Origin of the sequence: Azospirillum sp. B2RO_4 (assembly GCF_051124815.1) — a bacterium.
Classification (GTDB): Bacteria; Pseudomonadota; Alphaproteobacteria; order Azospirillales; family Azospirillaceae; genus Azospirillum.
This window is the reverse complement of sequence record NZ_CP118485.1, coordinates 2,674,370-2,694,294: the sequence shown is the minus strand read 5'-3', so window position 1 is coordinate 2,694,294 and position 19,925 is coordinate 2,674,370. Positions and strand designations below refer to the sequence as shown.

Sequence of the window (19,925 nt, the reverse complement as noted above, 5' to 3'; positions counted from 1 at the left end):
CGTTACATCGCAGGCCGGCCGGCCGTATCGCCGACTCCCAAGCCCTTATCAGTATCCTGGTGCGCATCCCGGTCCCCTTGGGGACCTTTCAGGTCCAGGTGCCCCCGGGGACCTTTCAGCCCCCTCAGGCGTGCCGCTTCGCGGACCAGCCCAGCGGCCAGCCTGCCTCGCGCCACCACGGCATGCACCGCATGATCGCGCCCGAGCGCCGCGGCCAAGGCCGAGGACTCGAACAGATCGATCACCGGCAGCGACGGCGCGAGCGCCGTCACCTTGCCGCGCTGGTCCAGCGAGCCGTCCGCGGCTTCGACCAGCAGGGCCGGCGGGGGACCCGCACGGCCGACCTGGTTGGCCCTCAACGCCTCGCGCACCTTCTCGTATCCCGCCAGGACGTGGCCGGCACGGCGGGCAAGGCCCAACGCGTGCAGACACCGCCGTTCCAGCAGCCGTTCCAGCCTTTCGGCCAGATCGGGCGGTACTTTCACCGCCCGGCGGGCCGCCTTGGCGAAAACGGATTTCCCCATGGCCTTCGCCAGGGCATCCCTGTCGGCCGTGACCCAAAGGCCGCGGCCGGGCAGACGTTCCTCCAGGTCCGGCACCACCTCGCCGTCGGGGCCGATCACGAAGCGGATCATGCCCTCTTTCGGCCCGACCGTGCCCGACGCGATGCAGCGGCGCAGAGGCCCCTTCTCGTCGTCGGCCGGCAGGCGGTCCGTCCCGGCACCGTCATCCGGTGCCAATTCCTGATCCGGCACCGCATCCGCGGCGGCGGTCGGTGTCCGTTCGTCGTTCCGTTCGGTCATCCGATCGTCATCCGCTCGCGCGGTCCCGAATAATCGTTCCTGTCGGGCGCAGTTCCAACCGGCATTGCTGCCGGTCAGGCCTGCGCGCCCTGACCATCGGCATTGCCGTCGGCCACGGGGGCCGCGGCGGCGCCGTCCTGTTCCTCACCCTCGAACCAGTGGGCGCGCGCGGCCATGATGATCGCGTTCGCCTCCTCTTCGGAGGGGGCGTCCTTGGCGCCATCCTTGCTCAGGATCTCGACCAGCTCGTCGCCGGCGAGATCGGCCAGGTCGTCCAGCGTCTTCACGCCGTTCTCGCCCAGCTTCACGAGCTGCGTGGCGGTGAAGCCGGTCAGTTCGGCGACGATGTCCTCTACGCCCAGCTCCAGGCGACGCTCGTTGGCCTGTTCGTCCTGCACTTCCAAGAAGGCGAGGGCGCGCTGCTTCAGCTCGTCGGCGACCGACTCGTCGAAGCCTTCGATCTCGGCCAGTTCCTCGGTCTCGACGAAGGCGATCTCCTCGACGGAGGTGAAGCCTTCGGCGACCAGCAGGTGGGCGATCACGTCGTCGACGTCCAGCGCCTGCATGAACAGGGCGGAGCGGTTGTGGATTTCCTCCGACCGGCGCTCCGACTCCTCCTGCTCGGTCAGGATGTCGATGTCCCAGCCGGTCAGCATCGAGGCGAGGCGCACATTCTGGCCGCGGCGGCCGATGGCCAGCGACAGCTGGTCGTCGGGCACCACCACCTCGATGCGGCGGTTGTCGTCGTCCAGCACGACCTTGGCGACCTCGGCCGGGGCGAGCGCGTTGACGACGAAGGTCGCCGCCTCGCCCGACCACGGGATGATGTCGATCTTCTCGCCCTGCAGTTCGCCGACGACCGCCTGGACGCGGCTGCCGCGCATGCCGACGCAGGCGCCGACCGGGTCGATGGAGCTGTCGTGGCTCAGCACCGCGATCTTGGCGCGCGAACCCGGGTCACGGGCGACCGCCTTGATCTCGATGATGCCGTCGTAGATTTCCGGCACTTCCTGGGCGAACAGCTTCGCCATGAACATGGGATGCGTGCGCGACAGGAAGATCTGCGGCCCGCGCGGTTCCTCGCGGACGTCGAAGATATAGGCGCGGACGCGGTCGCCGTTCTTGAAATGCTCGCGCGGCAGCAGCTCGTCGCGGCGCAGGATCGCTTCGGCGCGGCCCAGGTCGACGGTGACGTTGCCGTATTCGACGCGCTTGACCAGACCGTTGACGATCTCGCCGTTGCGGTCCTTGTACTCGTTGAACTGGCGCTTGCGCTCGGCGTCGCGCACCTTCTGCACGATCACCTGCTTGGCGGTCTGGGCGGCGATGCGGCCGAAATCGATCGGCGGCAGCGGGTCGACCAGGAAATCACCGATCTTCGCACCGGCCTTGCGGCGCTGGGCGTAGGGCAGGGTGACCTGCGTCGCCTCGTTCTCCACCGTCTCGACCACCTCCAGGTGGCGGGTCAGATGGATGTCGCCGGTCTTGCGGTCGATGCGGGCGCGGATGTCGTGCTCGTGGCCGTACTTGGAGCGGCCGGCCTTCTGAATCGCCTGCTCCATCGCCTCCAGGACTTCGTCCCGGTCGATGTTCTTTTCGCGGGCGACCGCGTCAGCGACTTGCAGCAGTTCCATCCGTTACACTTCCTGAGTCGGTCTTGTGTGATGCCGGTCTTGCGTGATGTCCGGTCGGGTCTCGGCGGGGTGGGGGCAACCTGGGGCAGGCAGTCCGATGGCGCGTCCTGATGGACGGGTCCGTCAGTTCTGCAGGCCCTCCTGCTGCTCCTGGCTGGCGCGGATCAATTCGTCCGTCAGCACCAGCTTGGCGCGCAGGATGTTGTCGAACTCCAGCCGGGCGGCTCCCTGTTCGGTGTCGATGCACACCAGGCCGTCCTCGACGCCCTTCAGCATGCCCTTGAAACGCTTGCGGCCGTCGATGGCCATGCGGCTTTCCAGCCGGGCTTCGAAGCCGGCGAAGCGCTCGAAATCCTTGAGCCGGGTCAGCGGCCGGTCGATGCCGGGCGAACTGACCTCCAGCGTATAAGCCTCGCGGATCGGGTCTTCCACGTCCAGCAGGGCCGAAACGGAACGGCTGATGTCGGCGCAATCCTCGACGGTCATGGGCGCGCCGTCGGCGCGCTCCGCCATGATCTGGAGGATCGCCCGCTGGCCGCCGGAGATCTGTACGCGCACGACCTCATAGCCCATGGCTTCGACCGACGGCGTGATGATCTGTTCGATGCGACCTGTAGCGTCCATTCCACCTGACCCAAAGCCTGCGGCCGGGATCGAACCGGACGAGGTTTCCACAACAGAAGGTTCAACAAGCGCGTGCTTCCACACGCTCATAAAAAAATAAGTGGGCAAAAGCCCACCCGCAAAGCGTCTCGCCGGCCCGGTTGCCCGGGCCGCCGATCCGTATGGGTTCTCAGCGGTGAATATAGTCATTCCGTCCGATGCCGCAAGCCTTTTCCGGTCCGATCGCTGTGGCCGGCCGGAATCTCAAGCGGAACGGGTATGCGTCAGCCCCGCGGACGGCGGACGAACCGCATGAAGACCGGCTTGCGCCCGGCGGCGATGGCCTTTTCCTCGTAGCGGGTGGCCGGCCAGTCGTCGGGGCGGATGCGCCAGTCCGACGGGCGGCGCGCCGTCCATTCGAAATCGGGATGCTTCACCGTGTGTTCGAGCATCCAGCGCACCAGACCCATGTCGTCGCTGGCCAGACGCAGCTCGGCGCCGTCCTTCAGCACGCGGGCGAGCCGCGGCAGGTTCTCCGGCCCGATGAAACGGCGGTCGGCATGGCGCTTCTTCGGCCAGGGATCGGCGAACAGCACGAAGGCGCGGCCGATGGAGGCGTCGGGCAGGGCGTCCAGCAGCGGACGGGCGTCGTCGGGCTGGATGCGCACATTGTGCAGATCTTCGTCGTCGACCATGCCCAGCAGGCCGGCGATGCCGTTGAGGAAGGGTTCCGCGCCGATGAAGCCGACATCCGTATGGTGCCCGGCCTGCCAGGCGAGGTGATGGCCCATGCCGAACCCGACCTCCAGCCAGACCTCCCGCTTCGGGCCGTCGAACAGGCCGGCGGGGTCCAGCCTGCCGCCGGGCTCCGGCAGCGTGATCTGGAGCTGAGGCAGCAGGACGTCGATCAGCTCCGTCCGGCGCTTGCGCAACGGCCGGCCCTTGCGGCGCCCGAACAGGCGGTTGGAGCTTTCGGAAAGGGATCCGGCGGCGAGGGGGCCAGTGGTGCTGTCGTCGGTCATGTCGGAACGCTGTATCGGGAAAAGGGATGGGCCTCAAAAGAAAGCAGGGGCCGTTGCCAGCCCCTGCCGTCCATCCGCCCTGCGGCGGGTCCAATGCTGCGAACGCGCTTACAGGAAGGCGCTGCGCAGGTCGCCGACCAGATCGGTCTTCTCCCACGAGAAGCCGCCGTCCACCTCCGGCTCGCGGCCGAAATGGCCGTAGGCGGCGGTGCGGGCGTAGATCGGCTTGTTCAGGCCCAGATGCGTGCGGATGCCGCGCGGGGACAGGTCCACCAGCTGCTGCAGCACGTCGGACAGGCGATCCTCGTCGACGTTGCCGGTGCCGTGGGTGTCGACATAGACCGACAGCGGCTTCGACACGCCGATGGCGTAGGAGACCTGGATCGTGCACTTCTCCGCCAGCTCCGCCGCGACGACGTTCTTCGCCAGATAGCGGGCGGCGTAGGCGGCCGAGCGGTCGACCTTCGTCGGGTCCTTGCCGGAGAAGGCGCCGCCGCCGTGCGGGGCCGCACCGCCGTAGGTGTCGACGATGATCTTGCGGCCGGTCAGGCCGGCGTCACCGTCCGGGCCACCGATGACGAAGCGGCCGGTCGGATTGACGTACAGGTATTTCGGGTCGCACATCCAGCCTTCCGGCAGGCAGTTGACGATGTGCGGCAGAACGATCTCGCGCACGGCGTCCTGATCCAGCCCCTCGGCGTGCTGGGTCGACAGCACGATGGCGGTGGCGCGGGTCGGGCGGCCGTCGACATACTGCAGGGTGACCTGGCTCTTGGCGTCCGGGCCCAGCTGCGGGGCGGCGCCGGAATGGCGCGCCTCGGCCAGCGACTTCAGGATGGCGTGGCTGTAGTAGATCGGGGCTGGCATCAGCGCCGGGGTCTCGCGGCAGGCATAGCCGAACATGATGCCCTGGTCGCCGGCACCCTCGTCCTTGTTGCCCGCGGCGTCGACGCCGACGGCGATGTCGGCGGACTGGGAATGGACGAAGCACTTGACGTCCATCTTCTCCCAATGGAAGCCGTCCTGCTCGTAGCCGATGTCCTTCACCGCGGCACGGGCCACCTCGACCAGCTGGTCGGCCTTGATGCTGTCGGGGCCGCGGACTTCGCCGGCCAGAACGACCTGGTTGGTGGTTGCGAGCGTCTCGACGGCCACGCGGGCCTGCGGGTCGTGCGAAAGATAGAGATCGACGATGGCGTCGGAGATGCGGTCGCAGACCTTGTCGGGATGACCTTCCGACACGGACTCGCTGGTGAAGACGTAGTTCAGCTTTGCCACGGGAAACCTCGGCATTCGGCGGCACGCTATTTCATGAGCCGAAACGGCAGACCGGTACAGCGGCCGCAGACACCGGTCCAAAGCGGGTTGTGACAAGGAATCCCGTCCGGGTCAAGAAATCTACCGGCGGTAAGGCCCCGGACCGATTACCGCAGTCCCAGCACGAAGGGGGAGCACGGTCGAGCCCGTGCCATCCCCTTTCGGTGGGTATCACATGCCTTGTGGCAACCGGCAGGAGTTAGCGGCCGGTGTTACACTGCGGCTTCGGCCACGGCGGCGCTGGCCACCGCCTTGGTCAGTTCGAACAGACGCTTGCGCACCGACGGATCGCTGATCTTGTAGTAGGCGCGGACCAGTTCCAGCGTCTCGCGCTTGGCCATCGGATCGGGCTCGTAGGCGCCGGCGGAGCGCTCTTCGGTCGCACCGGACTCGTCCTCGTCGTCGACGCGGGCGGCAGCCGCTTCGGCCGGCATGTCGTCGAAGAAGAAGGAGACCGGCACATCCAGGACGCGGCTGAGATCGAACAGACGCGACGCGCCGATGCGGTTGGCGCCGCGCTCGTACTTCTGCACCTGCTGGAAGGTCAGGCCGATCGCCTCGCCAAGCTTTTCCTGGCTCATGCCGAGAAGCGTGCGGCGAAGACGGACGCGGGATCCGACATGGACGTCGATGGGATTCGGCTTTCCGGTCTTCGGACGGCCGGCACCCGCACGGCGCCCGCGCGGCGCCCCAGTTTCAGTCTGCATCTCGTTTATCCCTGTAACGGTTGTGCAACCTAGTTACGACATATCCACGTATGCAGTCAAGCCCGCTCCGGTCAAGCCCGATACACGAAATTGTTCTGCCTGTGGCGGGCGGATTGCCCGTATTGCTGCGTTACCGGTGATATCGCGAGGCCAAGGCCGCCAGAAAACAGCCTAGAAGCACTATGCCGAAAATCCAGTCGCCCATGCGGGCATAGGCTGTGGCGCCGTCAGGCGCTTTCGGCAATGTGGTATCGATGAAGCCCCGCTCACCCAGTCCGAGCAATTGTTGCACACGACCGTAGGAGTCCACCACCCCGGATATTCCCGTATTCGCCACCCGCACCAGGGGCAGCCCTTCCTCCACCGCGCGGACCTGGTTGATAGCGAAATGCTGGTGCGGGCCGGCGGTGCGGCCATACCAGGCGTCGTTGGTCAGGTTCAGCAGCCAGTGCGGCCGGTCGGCCGTGTCGACCACGGCGCCGGGGAAGATGCTCTCGTAACAGATCAGCGGGCTGAAGGACGGCAGACCGGCCACATGATCCCCCAGATGCAGGGTGCGCGGACCGGGGCCGGGGGAGAACTCCGCTCCGTTGCCGGCGATGGCGCCGACGGGCAGCCATTGCCGCAGCGGCATGTACTCGCCGAACGGAACGAGGTGGAACTTGTCGTAGTCGGCGACGGCGGCACCGCTGCCGTCCACCGCCACCATGCCGTTGAAATAGCGGCGCTCGCCGTCCGCATCGACCGTCGTGCGCGGCGCCCCGGTGATCAGCAGCCCGCCGGGCGGGATGACCGAGGCCATCGCCTGACGCACCCGCGCATCCTCCTCGACGAAGAAGGGGACGGCGGTTTCCGGCCAGATGATGACGTTGGGCGGCGGAGCCGACGGATCGGCCGGCGGGGCGGCCGACAGGGCGAGATGGTTCTGGAAATTCTGCACCCGCTCGCCGGGCGCCCATTTCAGCCTCTGGTCGATCGCCGCCTGGACCAGCCGAAGCCGGACGCCCGGCACCGGTTCGTCCACCGCGCCGGCCAGCCTCCAGGCTCCCCAGCCGCCCAGCACCGCCAGCAACGCCAGCCCGGCGGCGACGCCGGCCCAGGCGCGGCGCGGTGTGGTGTCGCGGTCGGGCAGGGCCGCGGGCTGGGAGGCGACCAGCACCGTCACCAGCGTCAGGCCGTAGATGCCGACCAGCGAGACCGTCTGCAGCACCGGCAGTACCCCGACCCAGCCATAGCCGATCAGGTTCCAGGGAAAACCGGTGAAGACATGGCCGCGCAGCCATTCCCACAGGCACCAGCAGGCGGCGAACAGAACCGGCCGGGCCAACCCGATGCCGAAGCCGCGCCGGCGCAGCAGATGGAAGGTCAGGGTGGCGCCGCCGCTGAACATCGCCAGCAGGATCGGCAGACCGACGGCCGACAGCGGCAGCGCCCACCAGAAGCGCTCGATATCGGTGAACAGCGCGGCGCTGATCCAATAGAGCCCCAGCAGGTGATGGCCGAAGCCGAAGAACCAGCCGATGGCGAAGGCGCCCTTCTTCGTCTCCACCCCGTCCAGCAGCCAGATCAGTCCGGGAAAGGCGACCAGCAGCACCGGCAGCAGATCGGCCGGCGGCACCGCCAGCGTGGCGAGCCCGCCCAACAGCGCCGCGGCGGCCAGCCGGCGCCAGCCGGTCAACGCGGCCAGCCGCGCGGAAACACGGCCCAGCCGGGCGGGGACGGGCAGCGCATCGGTGACGGTCAAGACGGGAAACTCCGGCAGCGGCAAGGGATGGCGGGCGGCGCCATAGGTAATGCGGCCGGACGGGGGCGCCAAGGCTGTTGTGGGCGGGGCTGTGTTGTGGGGTTGGGGAGACGGGCTTATAGGCGCTGACTTGCAGGACTTTGCCCACTTCCCAATGGGCCGGCACCTCTTTGAGCGTCATCCCCGCGGAGGCGGGGATGACGGTCGATCAGGGATGTGCTCGGCTTGCGACGGCAATCAAACCTGCCAATTAGCGCCTATGGGAGGGCCGTCCCCACCCCGATCCTTACGCCGTCTCCGCCAGCTCCGAACTGTTGGCCGGGGCGTTGTGGACGCGCAGGCGCTTCAGGCGGCGGGAGTCGGCGTCGACGATCTCGAACTCCAGGCCGGAGGGATGGATCAGCCGCTCGCCCAGCCCCGGCACGCGGCCGGCGATGGAAACGACCAGACCGCCCAGCGTGTCGATGTCCTCGCGCTCCTCCTCGGACAGGACCGGGCCGACGCGGTGCTCGAAATCCTCGATGGGCAGGCGGGCGTCGGCGATCAGGCTGCCGTCGGGGCGCTCGACCAGCCGCGGCGCCGCGGTCTCGTCATGCTCGTCCTCGATCTCGCCGACGATCTCCTCCACCAGATCCTCGATGGTGACGAGGCCGTCGATGCCGCCGAACTCGTCCACCACCAGGGCCATGTGCTGGCGGGTCTGGCGCATCTGCACCAGCAGGTCGAGCACATGCATGGAGGGGGCGACGATCTTCGCCTCGCGGATGATGCCGGTCAGGTCCGGCTTCTGGCGCAGGCCCTCGGGCGAGGCGGCCTGCTTCGCCAGCAGGGTCAGCACGTCCTTGATGTGGATGATGCCGACCACGTCGTCCAGCGTCTCGCGGAACACCGGCAGGCGGGAATGACCCTCCTCGGCGACGCGCTGGACCAGGGCGGGGAAGGGGGTGTCGATGTCGACGGAGATGATGTCGGCCCGCGGCACCATGACGTCGGCGACGGTGCGGTCGCGCAGCTTCAGGATGTTGGTCAGCAGTGCCCGCTCGCCGGCGCCCAGCGAATCCTCGCCGTCCTCGCTCGCGGCATCGTCCAGGCCGGCGATCAGCTCTTCGATCGTGCCGCGCAGGGAATTGTCCTCGCGGCCACCCCAGACGGTGCGGAGCCACCCCTTGAACAGGTGGCCCAGGGAATGGTCTTCGGCCCCGTGGTCATCACGGGGCGTGCGACTGTCGGATATCTCGCTCATCGGTCCGGCGGTTGGTGGTTGGCGGCATAGGGGTCGGCGATTCCGAAGGTTGCAAGCAGCCGGGTTTCCAGCGCCTCCATCTCCTCGGCCTCGTCGTCCGTCTCGTGATCATAACCCAGCAGATGCAGAACACCATGCATCACAAGGTGAGTCATGTGGTCTTTGAAGCTTTTCCCCTGTTCGGACGCCTCGCGGGCGACCGTTTCATAGGCGAGGATGACGTCGCCCAGCATCACCGGCATGCCGTCCTGCGCCTCCGGCTCCTCCGCCTCGGTCAGGGCGAAGGACAGGACGTTGGTCGGCTTGTCCTTGCCGCGATACTCGCGGTTCAGCCGGTGGACCAGTTCGTCATCGGCCAGCACGACCGACAGCTCGGCCGGGCCTTCCTCGTCGTCATAGGCCGCACCCAGGGCGGCGAGGGCGGCGCGCTCCGCCAGCCACTCGGCATCCTCGGCCCAGGCGCCGGCTTCACGTGAAACAGTGATGTCGACCGCGCTGGTCATTCCGGATCTCCAACGATGCCAGCCTCACGGTCGGTCATTTCGGGTGCGGAACTGATACGGCGGGCCTGTTTGCGTTCCGCCTCGCGCGCGTCGGCCTGGTCGTAGGCGCGGATGATGCGGGCGACCATCGGGTGGCGGACGACGTCGGCGTCGGTGAAGCGGACGAAGCGCACGCCCTCCACCCCGCGCAGGATGTCCAGCGCGTCGCGCAGGCCGGACCGGGTGCCCGACGGCAGGTCGATCTGCGAGATGTCGCCGGTGACGACCATCCGGCCGCCTTCACCGAGACGGGTCAGGAACATCTTCATCTGCATCGGCGTGGTGTTCTGCGCCTCGTCCAGGATGACGAAGGCGTTGCCCAGCGTCCGGCCGCGCATGAAGGCCAGCGGCGCGATCTCGATCTCGCCGGACTCCAGCCGCTTCTTCACCTGCTCGGCCGGCAGCATGTCGTGCAGCGCGTCGTAGAGCGGACGCAGGTAAGGATCGACCTTCTCCTTCAGGTCGCCGGGCAGGAAGCCCAGCCGCTCGCCCGCCTCGACCGCCGGGCGCGACAGCACGATGCGGTCGACTTGGCCCGTCGTCAGCAGGGCCACCGCCTGCGCCACCGCCAGATAGGTCTTGCCGGTGCCGGCGGGGCCGAGCCCGAAGACCAGCTCGCTCTCCGCCAGGGCCTGCAGATAGGCCGCCTGGGTTGGGGAACGCGGGGTGATCGGGCCGCGCCGGCGGGTGCGCAGCGCGATCTCGGCGCGGGTGATGGTCGCCTGCTGGCCGGGTGCGCGCGGCTCCTCGCCGGCTGCCACACCGGCGAAACCGGCATCGGCGGTCGCCATGCGGACGGCGCCGTCGACCTCGCCGCCGTCGATGGTCTGGCCGCGGGTCAACCGGCCATACAGGCCGTTCAGCGCCGTCCGCGCCGTTTCGGCGGCCTCGGACGGGCCGGAGATGGTCAGGGTGTTGCCGCGGGAGATCAGCGACACGCCGAGAAGGGATTCGATGCGGGCGAGGTGGCGGTCATGCTCCCCGTACAGCATCGGCAGAAGCCGGTTGTCATCGAATTGAACGTCGATACGCCGTTCGGGCAGACCGTTCAAGCGCTTGCCTCCAAGGTTACGGCAGGCTGGAAGGAAGAGGCGGCAGTGTGTCCACCGGTGGTGTGTTCACCCGTGACCACGGTGCCGGCGAGGCTGTTGGCGAGCGCCGCATCGACCCGCACCTCGACAATGCGGCCGAGCAGCCGTTCGTTCGCCTCGGCATGGACCGACTGCATCCACGGGCTGCGGCCCAGCAGCTGGCCATCGCGCCGCCCGACCCGGTCGAACAGGACCGGCACGCTGCGGCCGACGAAGCTGTAATTGAAGGCGACCTGCTGGGCATTCAGCAGCTGCTGCAACGCCGCCAGCCGCGACTCCTTCACCTCTTCCGGCACCTGGGATCCGTCGACCGAGGCCGGGGTGCCGGGGCGCGGGCTGTATTTGAAGGAATAGGCCTGCGCATAACCGATCTCGGTGACCAGCTTCAGCGTCTGGGCGAAGTCGGCGTCGGTCTCGCCGGGGAAGCCGACGATGAAGTCACCGGACATCGCCAGATCGGGCTTGGCGTCGCGCAGCCGGTCGACCAGCCGGCGGTAATCGTCGGCGGTGTGCTTGCGGTTCATCGCCGCCAGGATGCGGTCGGACCCCGCCTGCACCGGCAGATGCAGGTAGGGCATCAGCTGCGGCACCTCGGCATGGGCGCGGATCAGGTCGTCGGCCATGTCGCGCGGGTGCGAGGTGGTGTAGCGGATGCGCTCCAGCCCGTCGATCTCCGCCAGCCGGCGGATCAGTCGGCCGAGGCCCCAGGTGGTGCCGTCCGGCCCGTCGCCGTGCCAGGCGTTGACGTTCTGGCCCAGCAGGTTGATCTCGCGCGTGCCGCCGGCCACCAGCCGTTTCGCTTCCGCAACGATCTGGTCGGCGGGGCGGGAGAATTCGGCGCCGCGGGTGTAGGGCACGACGCAGAAGGTGCAGAACTTGTCGCAGCCCTCCTGCACCGCCAGGAAGGCGGACACACCCTGGCTGCCGGCTTCCTCCGGCAGGAAGTCGAACTTGGATTCGGCCGGGAAATCGGTGTTCAGCACGCTGCCGGCGGCACGGCTGGCCTTCGCCACCATCTCCGGCAGGGTGTGGTAGGTCTGCGGGCCGAAGACCATGTCGACGAAGGGGGCGCGGGCGACGATCTCCTCGCCTTCCGCCTGGGCGACGCAGCCGGCGACCGCCAGGATCATCCGGCCATCCTCGGCCTCCGCCTTGCGGTCCTTCATCTGGCGCAGCCGGCCCAGTTCGGAAAAGACCTTCTCGGCGGCCTTTTCGCGGATGTGGCAGGTGTTCAGGATCACCATGTCGGCGCCGTCCGGCTCATCGACCGGTTGGTAGCCCAGCGGTGCCAGGACGTCCGCCATCCGGGCGGAGTCGTACACGTTCATCTGGCAGCCCCAGGTCTTGATGAACAGCTTCTTGGTCAACCCGCACCCTTCCGCTCAGAACAAAAACGAATAGCGCGCTCACGGTGCTGCGTGGCGCGCGGCACGCCGTCGGTTCGGCGTCGCTCCTGAAAAGATGGTATCGCGTGTGGGGCGAATCGAGTCAATCCCGCTTCGCCCCACCCATGTTTGCAAGCCTATGCTTTCCGCACGCCGGAAAGGTCACGCCGCGCCGGCCTGCAGGCCGTCGCGCCAGAACCAGTCGGTCCTGCGCACCCGGTCAGTCCAGATTCGCTCCGCCGCCGTCCGGCTGAACAGGGCGCTGAAAGGGACGGAGGCGTCTCCTGCCGGCATCTCGATGGAGGTGGCCAGCACCGGGCCGAGGACCGGGCCAAGAACCGAGGTTTCGCCGATGGCCACGTCCTGCGTGTCCGCCTGCTCCGGCTTGCCGATCATGCCGGCGGCGCCGGCCAGCGAGCCTTCGACCAGCTCCAGGCCCAGCAGCCGGCTCATGTCGACCGGACCCGGCATCTCCATGCCCAGCGTCAGGGCGCGGGAGAAGCCGAACCGCTCGTAATAGGGGGCGTCGCCGACCAGGATCACCGACTTGTGGCCCAGCGCCACCGCCTTGTTCAGGCTCATCCGGATCATCTTGCTGCCCAGACCGCTGCCCTGCAGATGGGCGGCGACCGCGATCGGGCCGAGCAGGATGGACTGGGTGACGCCACCGACCAGAATCGGCCAGTAGCGGATGGTGCCCACCACCACCTCGCGCCCATGCTCGTCATGCTCGATGGCGACGAGGTTCAGGGCGGGGATGGAGTCGACGCCGTCGCGCAGCCGGTAGGCGGTCTTGGAGAAGCGGTCGGGACCGAAGGAGGCGTCCAGCAGGGCTTCGATGGCGGCGGCGTGCTTCGGCTCTTCGACGGTGATGATCATGTGTGGGGCTCCCGGCGGGAAGAAAGTCTTCTCAGAAGGCTTTGGAGGGCGGATCGCGCCGCCGCCGGAAGGCCGGGGGTGTCAGGTCCCCGTTGTGCCTTTGGCGTTCGCACGCGACCCAAGGACGGCCGCAACCGCGATGCGCGGTGCGAGGCTCCGTCGTCGGATGCGAAGGGCGTGCGAACGAGACATGGACAAGGCTCATCGGCCGTTGCTGGGACTTGCGCATATATCATCGTCGCCCCCCCGTCGCAAGACCATGCAGACCCGAAGACTGTGCATGACTGTGTCAATCGTGGTGCGTGCCCAAGGGCGGCCAAAGGCCGGCCAAAGGCTGGGATGCCGCATCATTGCCCGGCCGCGTTCTGGACAGTGCGGAGAGGGGACCTTATCCTGCGCTGAACCGCCGCCCGCCCACCCGGAAATCCCCCGAAACCCCCAGCCGCCGGCCCGTTCATCGGCCGGTGCCGTTCATCGGACCGCCCGCCATGTACACCGCCGTCACCCACGACATCCGCGTCACCGTCCAGCCCGTCTTCCTGGAAGACCAGTCGGCTCCGGCCGAGGGGCGCTTCGTCTGGGCCTATCACGTCCGCATCGAGAACGAGGGCAACGAGACGGTGCAACTGCGCACCCGCCACTGGCGCATCACCGACGCCATGGGCCGCGTGCAGGAGGTGCGGGGACCCGGCGTGGTCGGCGAGCAGCCGGTGCTGGAGCCGGGCGACCATTTCGAATACACCAGCGGCACCCCGCTCGGCACGCCGTCCGGCATCATGGCCGGCACCTACGGCATGGAGGGGGAGGACGGGCGCGCCTTCGACGTGACCATCCCGGCCTTCTCGCTGGACAGCCCGCACCAGCCGATGCAACTGAACTGATCGGAAGACGCGGCCGACCGTCTAATCGGGACGCAGACGAATAATACAATAGAATGCTTGTGGTTATTGGAAGAAATTAACAGGCGGCTTTGACAATCCGCATGGCTGCCCGTACTTTGTCCATAGCTTGAAGGCCATAGGCCGGACCCTATCTAGGGACTTCCAAGTGGCGCCCGGCGACAGAAACCGGGCGGAAACGGAAAGGCGGGCGCCGCCATTCCGGTCAAGGATAGCTCCTTTTCGTCTTGCGGGCCGTTCGGTTGATCCGCCGAGGCATCGGCTCCGTACTGACGCCAGACACGATGGGCGTGTTGCGCGGCGGCCGTCGGATTGCGGTCATCGGCTTCGCGCAGGGTGTTTCCCAGTTCAGGGTGTTCCTAGTTATGGAAAGGATGTTCCCGTGACGGCTACCAAGACCCCGCACGCCAAGCCCCCGGTCGCCGACAACGTGCTGCGCGGCCCCGGCCTGTCCCGGCCCGACGCCCGTCCGTCCCGCGCCGAGGCGGAAGAGGCCGTGCGCACCCTGATCCGCTGGGCCGGCGACGACCCGGCGCGCGAAGGGCTGGTCGGCACGCCGGACCGGGTCGTCCGCTCCTACGAGGAATTCTTCGCCGGCTACGGCATCGACCCGGTCGAGATCCTGTCGCGCACCTTCGAGGAGACCGACGGCTACGACGAGATGGTCGTGCTGCGCGACATCCGGGTGGAGTCCTATTGCGAGCACCACATGGTGCCGATCATCGGCAAGGCGCATGTCGCCTATCTGCCGCGCCGCCGCGTCGTCGGCATCTCCAAGCTGGCGCGTCTGGTCGAGGCCTACGGCAAGCGCCTGCAGATCCAGGAGAAGATGACGGCGCAGATCGCCAACACCATCGACGAGGTCCTGCAGCCCGAGGGCGTCGCCGTGGTGGTGGAGGCGCAGCACCAGTGCATGACCACCCGCGGCATCCACAAGACCGGCGTGACGATGGTGACCAGCCGCATGCTGGGCGCCTTCCGCACCGACCCGTCGACCCGCCGCGAATTCCTGACGATGATCGGCAACCCGTCCTCGCGCGGGATGGAGTGAGGCATCCGGCGGCACTGCCCCCTCCCTCCCACGGCTTCGCCGCGGGTTTCGCCCTCGGCCGGCCGAAGGCCGGTCCGATCGCAGTGGAGGGTGAGTTTGCATAACGGCGGCAGTCCCCTCTCCCACCGAAGGTGGGGGAGGGTTAGGGAGGGGGCACAGCCCCGCGCATCCTGCAGGGCTTTACACCCATAACGCCGCCTGCCAAGCTCCCGCCGCTGTTTGTCAGTGAGCGGTGTGGAGCATGGCGGCGAAGGTGACCCCGGCGGTCAATGCGGCGAAGGCGGCGGGCGTCGCCTTCCGGCTGATGGAATACGAGTACGATCCGTCGGCCGACGCCATCGGCCTGCACGCGGCCGAATCCCTCGGGCTCGACCCCGCCATCGTCTACAAGACCCTGATCGTCCAGCTGGAGCCCAAGGCGCTGGCCTGCGCCGTCATTCCGGTCGCGGCCAAGCTGGACCTGAAGGCCATCGCCGCGGCGGCGAAGGCGAAGAAGGCCGACCTTGCCGATCCGGCGCTGGCGGAAAAGACCACGGGATTCCTGGTCGGCGGCATCAGCCCGTTGGGCCAGAAGAAGCCGCTGCCGACCTTCATCGACGCGAGCGCCGAAGCGCTGCCGGAAATGGTGGTGAATGGCGGCCGGCGCGGCCTGCAGATCGTGCTGGCCCCCGCCGATCTGGCCAAGGCGACGAAGGCCGTGGTCTGCGCCATCGTTGCGCACTGAATATGGCGCTTGGCGGAAGTGGTGACCCCGGCAGGACTCGAACCTGCTGCCTCAAGTTTAGGAAACTCGCGCTCTATCCTGATGAGCTACGGGGCCACTTGCGCCGCACCTTAACGGTTTCGCCGGCAAGGTGAAAGTGGCTTTTGGCGGAGGAGCAGGGCAATCGCATATGGAATCCGGAATCCCATAAAAGGACTTCCGTCATCCCCGCGAAGGCGGGGATCCAGGAAACTATCGTGCAAAACGACTGAAACGGCTGGATTCCCGCCTTCGCGGGAATGACGTGCTTCCTTGTGTAGGATTATATTTGCCATATGCGGTTACCCTGGGGGGAGGAGCCGCTTCGTACCCTTCAGTCGGAATAGCGTTCCTCCAGCCACGGATCGGCGTGGTTGTTGTAGCCGCGGACCTCCCAATAGCCCTTGCGGTCGCCGGCCAGCAGCTCGATCCGCTTCACCCACTTGGCGCTCTTCCAGAAATACAGCTTGGGCAGCACGATCCGCACCGGGCCGCCATGGTCGCGGCTGATCGGCTGGCCTTCCCAGGTGGTGGCGAGCAGCACGCCGTCGTCGTCGAAGTCCGAAAGGGCGACGTTGGTGGTGTAGCCGTCGAAGGAATGGAAGACGACGAAGCGCGCCTCCGGCTTCGGCCGCGCGAGTTCCAGCAGGCGGCGGGCGCTGACGCCCTCCCACCGGTTGTCGTAGCGCGACCAGGTGGTGACGCAGTGGATGTCGGAGACGAAGCTCTCCTGCGGCTGGGCCTGGAAATCGTCCCAGCTCCAGGACAGCGGGTTCTCCACCAGCCCGTCGACGGCGAGCGTCCAGTTGGCGGTCGTCACCTTCGGCGTGATGCCGAGGTCCAGCACCGGCCAGTCGGTCACCAGACGCTGGCCGGGCGGCAGCCGGTCGCGCGCCGGGTCGGCGGCGTGGCCGGTCAGCGCGCGGCCGTCGCGCGCCCATTGCTCCTTGACGGCGACCAGCTTGTCGCGGACTGCGCCGTCCTGCCCGATCTCTCGATCCGGTTCCAATCCGCTGCTTCCATCCGATCCGGCGGGCGTGTCGTTCATGGCTGGTCCTTCTCTTGCGGTTCCGGCGTTGCCGGTGGGGCTCCCGCTTAAAAAAGGAACAGCCGGTCGGGTTGGCAAGCGCAAGCGGGAGAACTAACTTCCCGAAGCCCGGCATAGTAAAGCCACGGTTCCGCGCCAGGGTTCCGCCTTGCCGCTTTTCCTCCGCCGCATTCCGAAGACCAGACGAGTGAATTGCCGATGATCCGGTCCGCGACGCCCGCCGCACCCTCCCTCGCACGCGCCTGGCGTTTGTTCCTGTCCGGCGGCTTCGCCGTCCTGCTGCTGGCGGCCCTGCTCGCCGGAACGGGGCTGGCGGGCTCCGCCGCGCTGGCCGCATCGCCGGCGCCTGCTGCTGCTGCCGCCGCACCAGCCGCCGCCCCGGCCAGCGGTGCCGCCCCCGCCTCCGCCGCCCCGGTGGTGGTCGACGAGGCGACGGTGCAGCAGCTGGAGGCGCTGGTCGGCACGCTGGAGAACCAGGACGCGCGCACGCAGCTGGTCGGCCAGCTGCGCAACCTGATCGCCGCCCAGCGCGGCCTCGCCCAGGCCAAGGAGGCGGAGGGCGAGTCGGCGCTGCCGCAGACGCTCGGCGCCCGCGCGCTTGCCTTCCTGGCGGCGCGGATGGACGTGGTCAGCCGCCAGCTGGTGCAGGTCGCCAACGTCTTCTCCGACCTGCCGGGGGCGCTGTCCTGGATGCAGCGGCAGGCGCAGGACGACACGGCGCGCGACCGCTGGGTGCAGATCGCCATCCAGCTGGCGATGATCCTCGCCGTCGGCGCCGCCGCCGCCCGCGGGATCAGCTGGCTGCTCAGCCGGCCGCGTCAGGCGATGGCCGCCCGCCATGTCGGCTCCACCCTGCTGCGCATCCCGATGCTGCTGGGCCGCGCGGTGCTGGAGCTGGCGCCGATCCTGGGGTTCATCGTCGTCGCCTACACCATCCTGTCGGTGACGGAGCCGGCGCCGCGCGTGCGGCTGGTGGCGCTGGCGGTGGTGAACGCCACCGTCATCACCCAGGCGCTGCTGATTCTGGTGCGGATGCTGTTCGCGCCGGACGCGCCCAACCTGCGGCTGGTCCACACCAGCGACGCAGGGGCCCGCCGCTGCTACATCTGGTCGCGCCGGCTGATCGCGGTGGCGGTCTACGGCTATTTCCTGGCGGAGGGCGCCTATGTGCTGGGCCTGCCGCTGGGCGCCTACGGCGCGCTGCTGAAGCTGCTGGGGGTGGTGATCGCCGGCATGCTGATCGCGCTGATCCTGCAGAACCGCGTCGGCGTCGCCGAGTGGATGCGCGGCAACCCGCTGTCGGGCGACGGCGACCCGCTGGCGACCGCCCGGCGCGAGGCGGAAGGGCAGGGCGCGGTCCTGCGCACCGCACGCCGCCGCTTCGCCGAGATCTGGCACGTCCTGGCCATCCTCTATGTCGTGGTGACGCTGGGCGTGTGGGTGCTGAACGTCTATGGCGGCTTCGAGTATCTGGCCCGCGGCACCGCCGTGACCGTGCTGTCGGTGGTGGTGGCGCGGCTGCTGGTGACCGGCCTGAACCGTACGCTGCGCCGTGGCCTGACGATGAACCGCGAGCTGGCCGGCAACCTGCCGCAGCTCCACACCCGCGCCTTCCACTATCTTCCCGTCGTCCAGCGCATCGGCAAGGCCGTCATCTGGCTGGTGGCGCTGGGCGTCGCGCTGAACGGCTGGGGCATCGACACGCTGGGTCTGGTGGAATCGACGATCGGCCGCCGTGTCCTCGGCAGCACCATCTCCATCGGCCTGCTGCTGGCCGGCGCCATCGTCGCCTGGGAGGTGGTGAGCGCGCTGATCGAGCATTTCCTGACCAGCACCGACAGCAACGGTACCAAGATCGAACGCAGCGCCCGCATGCGCACGCTGCTGCCGCTGCTGCGCAACGCCTTCCTGATCCTGCTGGTGACGATGGTGTCGCTGATCACCCTGTCGGAACTGGGGGTGAACATCGCCCCGCTGCTGGCCGGTGCCGGTGTCGTCGGTCTGGCCATCGGTTTCGGATCGCAGACGCTGGTCAAGGACATCATCACCGGCCTGTTCATCCTGTTCGAGGATTCCATCTCGGTCGGCGACGTGGTCGATGTCGGCGGCGGCCATTCCGGCGTGTGCGAGGCGATCTCCATCCGCTCGATCCGGCTGCGCGATGCGGCGGGGGCGGTGCATTCCATCCCCTTCAGCTCGGTGACGACGGTGAAGAACCTGACCAAGGACTTCTCCTTCGCCGTCTTCAACGTCAGCGTCGCCTATCACGAGGACCCCGACCATGTGATCGACACGCTGGTGGAGCTGGGCAAGGAGATGCAGGCCGATCCGGACTTCGCCCCCGACATCCTGGCTCCGCTGGAGGTGATGGGCGTCGACAAGTTCGCCGATTCCGCCATCGTCATCCTCGCCCGCTTCAAGACGCGGCCGATCAAGCAGTGGGGCGTCCAGCGCGCCTTCAACAAGCGGATGAAGAAGCGCTTCGACGAGCTGGGGATCGAGATCCCGTTCCCGCACATGCAGGTCGTCGCCGGCAGCCGGCCGCAGGACCGCGCGCTGGCGGAGGCGCTCAGCCAGGGATCGTAAGCAAGGCCGGTCCCTATCCGGCGGCGGCCGGCGGGCAGGGCGGACGGCGCCAGGTGCGCAGCGCGTCGTCCAGCGCGCGGGCGAAGGTGGAGCGCTCGGCCGGCGACAGGAAGGACCCGACTCCCACCGACTGGCCGTGCGAACTCAGCGTGACCTGACCGGCCGGGCCGCGGCGGTCGTGGTCGGCGCGCTCGTTGTGGGTGATCCGCAGCCAATAGGGATGGAAGGACCAGCGGCGTTCCGGCGCCTTCCAGTGGACGCGCTGCACCGTCAACGCGCTTTCGGTCAGCCGCACCCGCTCGTACTGGCGGGCGGAACGGTAGCTGACGCGGAAGGCCAGCCACAGCGCCAGCACGTCCACCCCGCAGAAGGGCACCACCGGCCAGGCGCCGTGGGAGACGAAGATGCCGGCGACGATCAGGTTCATCGCCACCACCACGCCCATCAGGACCCGGAAGCCGGTGCGTCCCAGGCTGCGGTGCGGATGGAGGACGGCATCGAAGAACACGCGCACGGCACCGCCTCCGCCGCCGCCCTCCGCGGGGGCGGGGCCGTCGCCGGGCTGGCCGTCAGGCTGGGAGCCGCTGATGTCGATGGGCATGGCCGCCATCCTAACCCAGCGGCGGCCG

18 protein-coding genes and 1 tRNA gene are annotated in these 19,925 nt (G+C 68.2%); 4 read left to right on the top strand and 15 right to left on the bottom strand.

Features of this window, described 5'->3' with window-relative positions; all coding sequences use genetic code 11:
- Positions 1-2 precede the first annotated feature (2 nt).
- The 12 genes from PWS46_RS12945 to PWS46_RS12890 all read right to left on the bottom strand — a co-directional run bounded on the left by PWS46_RS12945 (position 3) and on the right by PWS46_RS12890 (position 12,970).
- Entirely contained in the window at positions 3-803 is an 801-nt protein-coding gene (locus PWS46_RS12945) for an RNA-binding protein (protein ID WP_434615842.1), read from the bottom strand.
- Positions 804-877: 74 nt separating this feature from the next.
- Entirely contained in the window at positions 878-2,437 is a 1,560-nt protein-coding gene (gene nusA / locus PWS46_RS12940) for a transcription termination factor NusA (protein WP_434615839.1), read from the bottom strand.
- A gap of 123 nt (positions 2,438-2,560) precedes the next feature.
- Positions 2,561-3,061, bottom strand: coding sequence for a ribosome maturation factor RimP (gene rimP / locus PWS46_RS12935; protein ID WP_085090529.1), 501 nt, complete (start codon positions 3,059-3,061; stop codon positions 2,561-2,563).
- A gap of 263 nt (positions 3,062-3,324) precedes the next feature.
- A complete protein-coding gene (trmB, locus tag PWS46_RS12930) occupies positions 3,325-4,062 on the bottom strand; it encodes a tRNA (guanine(46)-N(7))-methyltransferase TrmB (protein WP_434615836.1) in 738 nt (245 codons plus the stop codon).
- A 108-nt stretch (positions 4,063-4,170) separates the two neighbouring features.
- Positions 4,171-5,355: a methionine adenosyltransferase gene (gene metK / locus PWS46_RS12925; RefSeq protein ID WP_434615834.1), complete on the bottom strand. Its 1,185-nt coding sequence runs from the start codon at positions 5,353-5,355 to the stop codon at positions 4,171-4,173.
- A gap of 236 nt (positions 5,356-5,591) precedes the next feature.
- A complete protein-coding gene (locus PWS46_RS12920) occupies positions 5,592-6,086 on the bottom strand; it encodes a helix-turn-helix domain-containing protein (protein ID WP_434615831.1) in 495 nt (164 codons plus the stop codon).
- A gap of 130 nt (positions 6,087-6,216) precedes the next feature.
- Positions 6,217-7,830: an apolipoprotein N-acyltransferase gene (lnt, locus tag PWS46_RS12915; protein ID WP_434615828.1), complete on the bottom strand. Its 1,614-nt coding sequence runs from the start codon at positions 7,828-7,830 to the stop codon at positions 6,217-6,219.
- Between the two features lie 286 nt (positions 7,831-8,116).
- Positions 8,117-9,073, bottom strand: a complete 957-nt coding sequence (locus tag PWS46_RS12910) for a hemolysin family protein (RefSeq protein WP_434615825.1) — start codon at positions 9,071-9,073, stop codon at positions 8,117-8,119.
- Positions 9,070-9,576, bottom strand: coding sequence for an rRNA maturation RNase YbeY (gene ybeY, locus PWS46_RS12905; protein ID WP_434615822.1), 507 nt, complete (start codon positions 9,574-9,576; stop codon positions 9,070-9,072). The genes PWS46_RS12910 and ybeY overlap by 4 nt, the downstream gene beginning before the upstream one ends.
- Positions 9,573-10,667 carry a PhoH family protein gene (locus PWS46_RS12900; protein WP_434615819.1) on the bottom strand — a complete coding sequence of 365 codons (1,095 nt, stop codon included), beginning with the start codon at positions 10,665-10,667 and terminating at the stop codon, positions 9,573-9,575. Before PWS46_RS12900 ends, ybeY begins: the two co-directional genes overlap by 4 nt.
- Positions 10,664-12,073 carry a tRNA (N6-isopentenyl adenosine(37)-C2)-methylthiotransferase MiaB gene (gene miaB / locus PWS46_RS12895; protein ID WP_434615816.1) on the bottom strand — a complete coding sequence of 470 codons (1,410 nt, stop codon included), beginning with the start codon at positions 12,071-12,073 and terminating at the stop codon, positions 10,664-10,666. The genes PWS46_RS12900 and miaB overlap by 4 nt, the downstream gene beginning before the upstream one ends.
- Before the next feature lie 180 nt (positions 12,074-12,253).
- The gene (locus PWS46_RS12890) at positions 12,254-12,970 is read right to left on the bottom strand and encodes a GNAT family N-acetyltransferase (protein WP_434615813.1); all 717 of its coding nucleotides are present in this window, start codon (positions 12,968-12,970) and stop codon (positions 12,254-12,256) included.
- Between the two features lie 488 nt (positions 12,971-13,458).
- Between PWS46_RS12890 and apaG the strand changes: the two genes are divergently transcribed.
- From apaG to ybaK, 3 genes are all read left to right on the top strand, one after another.
- Entirely contained in the window at positions 13,459-13,851 is a 393-nt protein-coding gene (gene apaG / locus PWS46_RS12885; RefSeq protein ID WP_434615810.1) for a Co2+/Mg2+ efflux protein ApaG, read from the top strand.
- Between the two features lie 448 nt (positions 13,852-14,299).
- On the top strand, positions 14,300-14,920 hold the full coding sequence (gene folE, locus PWS46_RS12880) for a GTP cyclohydrolase I FolE (RefSeq protein WP_434620002.1): 621 nt from the start codon (positions 14,300-14,302) through the stop codon (positions 14,918-14,920).
- Positions 14,921-15,161: 241 nt separating this feature from the next.
- Positions 15,162-15,644, top strand: coding sequence for a Cys-tRNA(Pro) deacylase (gene ybaK / locus PWS46_RS12875; RefSeq protein WP_434615807.1), 483 nt, complete (start codon positions 15,162-15,164; stop codon positions 15,642-15,644).
- A 19-nt stretch (positions 15,645-15,663) separates the two neighbouring features.
- On the opposite strand, the gene PWS46_RS12870 is transcribed toward ybaK, so the two are convergent.
- Both PWS46_RS12870 and PWS46_RS12865 read right to left on the bottom strand, forming a co-directional pair.
- Positions 15,664-15,740, bottom strand: a tRNA-Arg gene (locus PWS46_RS12870).
- Between the two features lie 256 nt (positions 15,741-15,996).
- Positions 15,997-16,710 carry a sulfite oxidase-like oxidoreductase gene (locus PWS46_RS12865; protein WP_434615804.1) on the bottom strand — a complete coding sequence of 238 codons (714 nt, stop codon included), beginning with the start codon at positions 16,708-16,710 and terminating at the stop codon, positions 15,997-15,999.
- A gap of 198 nt (positions 16,711-16,908) precedes the next feature.
- On the opposite strand from PWS46_RS12865, the gene PWS46_RS12860 reads away from it, so the two are divergent.
- Positions 16,909-19,296, top strand: a complete 2,388-nt coding sequence (locus PWS46_RS12860; protein WP_434615801.1) for a mechanosensitive ion channel domain-containing protein — start codon at positions 16,909-16,911, stop codon at positions 19,294-19,296.
- Between the two features lie 13 nt (positions 19,297-19,309).
- Here PWS46_RS12860 and PWS46_RS12855 read toward each other — a convergent pair whose 3' ends face one another.
- On the bottom strand, positions 19,310-19,897 hold the full coding sequence (locus tag PWS46_RS12855; RefSeq protein ID WP_434615798.1) for a DUF2244 domain-containing protein: 588 nt from the start codon (positions 19,895-19,897) through the stop codon (positions 19,310-19,312).
- Positions 19,898-19,925: the final 28 nt, after the last annotated feature.

Excerpts from the sequence above, each read along its gene's own strand:
- PWS46_RS12945 (WP_434615842.1), bottom strand. The coding sequence starts at position 803 with ATGACCGAACGGAACGACGAACGGACACCGACCGCCGCCGCGGATGCG.
- nusA (WP_434615839.1), bottom strand. The coding sequence starts at position 2,437 with ATGGAACTGCTGCAAGTCGCTGACGCGGTCGCCCGCGAAAAGAACATC.
- rimP (WP_085090529.1), bottom strand. The coding sequence starts at position 3,061 with ATGGACGCTACAGGTCGCATCGAACAGATCATCACGCCGTCGGTCGAA.
- trmB (WP_434615836.1), bottom strand. The coding sequence starts at position 4,062 with ATGACCGACGACAGCACCACTGGCCCCCTCGCCGCCGGATCCCTTTCC.
- metK (WP_434615834.1), bottom strand. The coding sequence starts at position 5,355 with ATGCCGAGGTTTCCCGTGGCAAAGCTGAACTACGTCTTCACCAGCGAG.
- PWS46_RS12920 (WP_434615831.1), bottom strand. The coding sequence starts at position 6,086 with ATGCAGACTGAAACTGGGGCGCCGCGCGGGCGCCGTGCGGGTGCCGGC.
- PWS46_RS12910 (WP_434615825.1), bottom strand. The coding sequence starts at position 9,073 with ATGAGCGAGATATCCGACAGTCGCACGCCCCGTGATGACCACGGGGCC.
- ybeY (WP_434615822.1), bottom strand. The coding sequence starts at position 9,576 with ATGACCAGCGCGGTCGACATCACTGTTTCACGTGAAGCCGGCGCCTGG.
- PWS46_RS12890 (WP_434615813.1), bottom strand. The coding sequence starts at position 12,970 with ATGATCATCACCGTCGAAGAGCCGAAGCACGCCGCCGCCATCGAAGCC.
- apaG (WP_434615810.1), top strand. The coding sequence starts at position 13,459 with ATGTACACCGCCGTCACCCACGACATCCGCGTCACCGTCCAGCCCGTC.
- ybaK (WP_434615807.1), top strand. The coding sequence starts at position 15,162 with ATGGCGGCGAAGGTGACCCCGGCGGTCAATGCGGCGAAGGCGGCGGGC.
- PWS46_RS12865 (WP_434615804.1), bottom strand. The coding sequence starts at position 16,710 with ATGAACGACACGCCCGCCGGATCGGATGGAAGCAGCGGATTGGAACCG.
- PWS46_RS12860 (WP_434615801.1), top strand. The coding sequence starts at position 16,909 with ATGATCCGGTCCGCGACGCCCGCCGCACCCTCCCTCGCACGCGCCTGG.
- PWS46_RS12855 (WP_434615798.1), bottom strand. The coding sequence starts at position 19,897 with ATGCCCATCGACATCAGCGGCTCCCAGCCTGACGGCCAGCCCGGCGAC.